Source organism: Microcystis sp. M53602_WE12 (genome assembly GCF_030065455.1).
Taxonomy (GTDB): domain Bacteria; phylum Cyanobacteriota; class Cyanobacteriia; order Cyanobacteriales; family Microcystaceae; genus Microcystis; species Microcystis aeruginosa.
On record NZ_JASJFB010000540.1, the window covers coordinates 1 to 4,955 of the forward strand.

6 protein-coding genes are annotated in these 4,955 nt (G+C 44.5%); 3 read left to right on the top strand and 3 right to left on the bottom strand.

The genetic code is table 11. From position 1 onward, the window contains the following. Positions 1-234: 234 nt before the first annotated feature. Together PX482_RS17430 and PX482_RS17435 are read right to left on the bottom strand one after the other, a co-directional pair. Complete coding sequence (locus PX482_RS17430; protein ID WP_043998879.1) at positions 235-717, bottom strand: DUF29 domain-containing protein; 483 nt, start codon at positions 715-717, stop codon at positions 235-237. 134 nt (positions 718-851) lie between these two features. Beyond that, positions 852-1,544, bottom strand: a complete 693-nt coding sequence (locus PX482_RS17435; protein ID WP_002757489.1) for a Crp/Fnr family transcriptional regulator — start codon at positions 1,542-1,544, stop codon at positions 852-854. Positions 1,545-2,017: 473 nt separating this feature from the next. Between PX482_RS17435 and PX482_RS17440 the strand changes: the two genes are divergently transcribed. Both PX482_RS17440 and PX482_RS17445 read left to right on the top strand, forming a co-directional pair. After that, positions 2,018-2,206 (top strand): hypothetical protein, encoded by a 189-nt coding sequence (locus PX482_RS17440; protein WP_002752772.1) that lies wholly within the window; start codon positions 2,018-2,020, stop codon positions 2,204-2,206. Further along, positions 2,191-2,487 carry a type II toxin-antitoxin system RelE/ParE family toxin gene (locus PX482_RS17445; protein ID WP_002737690.1) on the top strand — a complete coding sequence of 99 codons (297 nt, stop codon included), beginning with the start codon at positions 2,191-2,193 and terminating at the stop codon, positions 2,485-2,487. The genes PX482_RS17440 and PX482_RS17445 overlap by 16 nt, the downstream gene beginning before the upstream one ends. 219 nt (positions 2,488-2,706) lie before the next feature. Here PX482_RS17445 and PX482_RS17450 read toward each other — a convergent pair whose 3' ends face one another. Then, positions 2,707-4,170, bottom strand: a complete 1,464-nt coding sequence (locus PX482_RS17450) for a GTP-binding protein (protein WP_002757491.1) — start codon at positions 4,168-4,170, stop codon at positions 2,707-2,709. A gap of 154 nt (positions 4,171-4,324) precedes the next feature. Here PX482_RS17450 and PX482_RS17455 point away from each other — a divergent pair. Next, a partial coding sequence (locus PX482_RS17455) for a transglutaminase family protein (RefSeq protein WP_288122772.1) occupies positions 4,325-4,955 on the top strand: 631 nt, incomplete at its 3' end.

Sequence of the window (4,955 nt, forward strand, 5' to 3'; positions counted from 1 at the left end):
AACCTTTATAGAGACAGACATTGCCGCAATTTTTGTCAATTGTTTGCGATCTGGAGCGAACTAATCAATTAAATCTCTTGCCAGATAAGGATTGAGTCGATTTATGCTCCCCTATCGAACCATACCAAGTCCCGAAGAGCCAAAAATACGGATGTTTATTGCCAGAGTGATTGCCCTTGTCTATAAATTGACATACTACTACTATGCTACTTAGTGAAGTGCGGAATGTGGGTCTTAACTAAGAAAAGGTGCGATATCGATGGGGAACCAATCTCCGTCTAATACTTGTTCGAGAGTTAATATAGACTCTAGGGGAATTGTATTTTTATCGACAATTCTCCCATCAATTAGGGTTTGTCTCGCGTCCGAATAGGCTTCCCCGAAGGAATTAAGGGCATGATTTTTCAGTGTTGGGGTTTTCATCTTTTTTTTCAGTTGCACTCGAAAAGTGGCTATCTCTCCTAGCCAATGACGCGCGTTTCGTTCTCTTTCCGTTGTCCAATAACTCAGTTTTAAAAGATGAATTAATAGTTGAGTTAATAAACTTTCGACAGCTTGGCGCTCGCTTTTTCCCATGCACTCTACTTCCTCGATCAGATTTTCCCAGTCCACTCTGTTAAACTCTTTTCGCTTTAAAAGTTCGGCGGTTTTTTCTGTCCAGAGAACAAAATCTTCCTCGTAGAGAACGGAGAGCGATAGCGGGGTTTGTGCGGTCATAATAGATTTCTGGCGTTGCTGATTTGTGATAGGAATTTTGTTGTGTGGGGTTTTTAAAACCTGGAGCCAAACTAACTTTTGGATAGGATGCACAGTTAGCATTCATAGCTTGAGTCAGCAACACCGCAGAAAAATTAATTCTGACTCAAAAATAAACTGGGCAATCCGATAAGATTATCCTGCTTAAAAAAGATCGAATTTTGTTGTCGCAATTTACCGATTAATCTTGTTACTGTTACTCTGGTAGTGCCGATGGCGCTGGCAATTTGAGCGTGAGTTAGGGGATAGGGAAGATAATAGCCTTCTACACAGGGTTGACCGTATTCTTCCAATAATAGAACCAAGAACCCCATTAATCGATCGAGGGAGCGTTTTTGACCGAGAATACTCAACCAAAATAACTTACGCTGGTATTGATGGCGAAAAGTTTCCATAACAGCCGATCGCAATTGCGGCCATTTTTCTAGGTCTTCCCAGTATAACCAGACTAATTCGGTCTCGTCTAGATGAGCTTGGGCTTGTAATTGAAAGGGAAATTGAGAAACAATCTCAAAAGGTTGACCTGCACCCACAAAACCGAGAAATACTTCTTCACTATCGGCAATAGGTAGTTGACGGGGGAATTTTTGGTCGATAACGTTAACTTGTGCCTTACCAAGAATACGAATCGCCCCAGATTCGACAAAGTATAATAGCCCGGGGCGCGTGGCTACTTTTTCATCTTTAGCAAAGGTATGGTTACGATAATGGGATTTTGCCCAGTTAAAGATTTCTGTTTCTTGACCGATTAAGGGTATAAAATCCGACGAAGGAACCGAAGAAGACATTAAAATTAATAACCCACTGGGGCGTTGAGGGAACTGTAAACTAATGTAACAAAAAATTGCTGCGATTGGGGGGGGTCTTGTGGCCGCTAGATGCTTATTGGCAATAATCCCTAAAAGTTGCGGGGATTGAGCAGATAGGAGAATTATTAAGTATTCTTAACAGAATACCCGCCCCAATGTTACAAAAGCGAGATAATCACCTTATCTATTCTTAACTTTTTCTCGCTTTTCTGGGGACTATGGCATAAGATAGGATGCGTAACTATTAGTTTTCTATCTATGATATAGCGTTTCTCATAAAGATGAAGTATAAAGAAATTTGGCATTATCTCTTGGCGACCAGCTACTGTTAACCGTTCCCTGTTCCCTAAAACCAGATACTTCGTACCTCACTATTAAGATAACTGCTATAGATGATAGTTGATAGATAATTTAAATTTATACTTTTCCTTAAAAACTTCGGTCAAACTTGTATGAATAGCATTAGACAAAAAGTGGAATCCCTCTTGAATCAATTACCGGATGATTGTTCAATTGAAGATATTCAGTATCATTTATACGTTCTGGAGAAGGTGCGTCAAAGTTTGAGCGCGGCTTCTCTAGAGAATACAATCCCCCAAGAAGAAGTTGAGGGTCTTTTAAACAAATGGCTGATCGAGTGAATTATCGCCTTGTCTGGTCGCCCAAAGCAATTGAAGACGTGGATGCGATCGCATCTTATATTAGTCGAGATTCCCCGTCCTACGCGGCGGCCGTCGTGCGTCGAATTCTTGATATAAGCTATTCTTTAGAAAATTGTCCCCTAGAAGCGAAAAAATGCGCCGAATTTAGCGATGATACCATCCGAGAAAAGTCTGCCTATGCCTACCGTCTGATCTATCAAATTCAAGGGGCGGTAGTTATTATAGCGGCGATCGTCCATAGTAAGCATTTCTTGGATTGATCGAGTCAGTGATCAGTGATCAGTTATCAGTTATCAGATTTGAGTTTTCAGTTCACAAGGGCCGAATCTAAAACCAAATTTGTTGAGCTAAAAGCTTTAATCTACTCAGTTTCTAGCCTTCTTTTTAGGTAGGAGAATTGCCAGATTCTTTCTGGGAGCCTCTTGCCTCTTGCCTCTTGCCTTCAGTTCACTGATTACTGATTACTGTTTACTGGACGGCTACGCCGTGCCTTTGGCAACACTGAAAAGTCCCCCACCCCCCAATTTTGAGCCTAATTCCCGCTTAATCCGGTTGAGAATCGAGGTTTCATCGAGGGAATCGAGAATACTGGCTACCACTGCCTTCGGGCCATCGGGTCCCCAGGTGGCCCCATTAGCGAGATAGGTTTTCGTCACTTGGCCGATCGCGTAACAGGATACACCGGCAACCCCCGCTTGAGTCAGGGCGATCGAAGTATAGGGAAGGAGAGAAATGCCGCCAGTGGCAGGAATCGAGAGACCGAGCAGTCCTTTTAGGGAACTTAAACCCAAAACCGCTAAAAATTCGCTGGCACTAATACCCCCCATATTGAGGGCAATTTTTTGTAAAAGAGCGATCGCCCCCTGACGAGTTAAATCGATGCCGTATAAGCGAGAAAGAGCGAGAATCATGGCTAGATCGATAACTGCCCCCGTAAACAGATCCAACACCGTCACCGGATTCAGAGCGATCGCCGATGCTTTGATCATCACTGCTTTTTGAATCAATTGATTAGCCCCGCGATCACGGATAGCCATTTTGCGGGCGACAATTTGCTCGTTTACCTCGTCCGCATACAGCATAGAATTGAGTGCTACGAGCGATTTACCCTCTCGCTCTAGAATTTCCAAAATTTTGAGTTTCAGGGCTTCTATCTGGGGGTTTCCCCGAAATCGTTGCGTTTTTAGCCGACCATCCTGCCCTTGAACCGTCTCCGCCAGGAGGGGAGAGGCCGCCACCATAACAATCTCATCGGGGGAGAGTAATTCTTTCACCCGTTCTGAGGCGATTTTCTCATAGATAGCGAGGCGATCGACTTCCGGATACTGATCGATTTTATTAAAGACCAAAATCATCGGTTTTCCTGCTTCGCGTAACTTGGCCAAGGCGGAAAATTCCACTTTGGTCATATCACCAGAGATGATAAAAAGGATTAAATCCACCTGCTGCGCCACCTGACAGGCGAGAATTTCCCTCGTTTGCCCATCTACCTCATCAATACCGGGAGTATCAAGCAATTGCACCTGAGCATTACCCTGGCCGTTCAGGGTCAGACGCGCTAGATGAGGGAAAGTATCATCGCTGCTTAACTGCCAATTTACCCCTTTAATGGTGCGGGTAACTCCGTGTAGAGGACCGGTTGTAAAGATTTCTTGACCGACCAGAGCATTTAAAATCGAGGATTTTCCCCGGCCCACCAGGCCAAAAGCGGCAATTTGAATCAGGGATCGATCGAGTTTTTCTAGCAGGGCCACTAGGCGATCAATCTCCGCTTCTAGACCAATTTTCTCGATCGAGGTAAGATCCAGACGATCGACAAGTTTGCTCAGAGAATTGCGTGCCTGATTATAGTTGAGTTCTTCTTGAATAGTGCCGACACCTCGAAGCGCTTGTTCTAGGTCTTCGGTATTCCAAGCTCGATCGAGGAACGGGTCAGAGGTCATTTCAGTTATCAGTTATCGGTTATCAGTTGTCAGTGATTAAGTGGGTGGGTGTTAAAAATTGTCAGATACCCCCCTTATCAAGGGGGGATTAAGGGGGGATCAAGGGGGGATTTATCTTCAATTATAACCAGCTACTTTATTAAGGACAATCAGGATGAGTGTCATCTACGACTTGGAACACATCACCAGCTATCATTATCGTAAACTGGTAACTTTTGGGGAACATCGGGCGATTTTTTTGCCCAGCGCCGGTCACGGTGAAAGAATTATCAGTTATTCTGTAGAGGCGAATATTGCCGCCAAAACGCGCTGGACTATGGATACTCTATCTAACAACGTGGTAGGGATTGAATTCGCTGAAGCAGCGTCAGAATTAATCGTTACCTGTCGATTACGGGCGGAACATTTTGGCTTAAAAGCGATCGCTGATTTTCCCCTCGATCAACGGGCGATCGAAATTCCCATCCAGTACACCCCCGATGAATGGTCAGATCTAGTGGTGTTTATGCGTCCCCACGCTGAGGATGCCGACGGCAGCTTGGCAGCTTGGGCCAAAAGTTTTGTAGCGGGGGACCAAGATGATACCCTCGATGTCATGGCAAGAATGATGGCGGCTATCAAAGATAATTTTACCTACCAATCCAGGGAGAGTGAAGGAACTCAATCCCCCGGAGAAACCCTGCGGCTAAAGTCGGGAACTTGTCGCGATTATGCTTGGTTGATGATCGAAGCTTTGCGAAGATTGGGTTTAGCCTGTCGTTTTGTCAGTGGCTATCTCTACGATG